Raw genomic sequence first — 563 nt, 5'->3', positions numbered from 1 at the left:
AAATTCAAAGAGGTATGCGAGCCTCGGGTCGTGTTACGTGCGCTATCGCGGTTGTCCCAATCAAAACCCAATGTAAAACCGTAAGCTTGCTCTTTCTTATCATTGTATACATCCAACGCTCGTGATGAATAAAAAGGCGTCAGCAGGATAGAGCTAACGCCCGACGCCAAAGGCGATGCATAGCGAACGTCACGGCTGGGTAGAAACGCGCCTTTCAAACCATGATCTTTCACCGCGCCCCACGGCAACAGGTATTTGAATTCGAACTTATACTTTTGCTCATCACTGTTTGTGATCGTCTGAGATTCAAACGACGAGTTGTTATCGCCTTGATCACCTAAGTAATAGGGACTGTCATTAAAACGAGCTTGGTACATCTGAGTACTGAAGAGCACATTGGGAGAGAGCGCATAATTAAATGCAGAGAGGAAACCAATATAGCTGTCTTTCTCCGAATACAGCCCCATACCAAATAGTGCAGCTTGAGGCTGACCAACCCCTTTAGCAACCCCTGCGACTCCAACGGTACTGCCCAACGTATCGGTACTGAAATAGAACGGGAC

The 563-nt window shown here is 47.2% G+C and carries 1 pseudogene; it reads right to left on the bottom strand.

Going from position 1 to position 563, the window contains the following annotated elements:
• Nucleotides 1-563 (bottom strand): annotated as a pseudogene (locus tag R7Q48_RS29785) (hypothetical protein); the annotation flags it as partial.

Source organism: Vibrio sp. 378 (genome assembly GCF_033339435.1).
The sequence above is the reverse complement of the archived record's forward strand: the minus strand, read 5'-3'. Positions and strand labels throughout refer to the sequence as shown.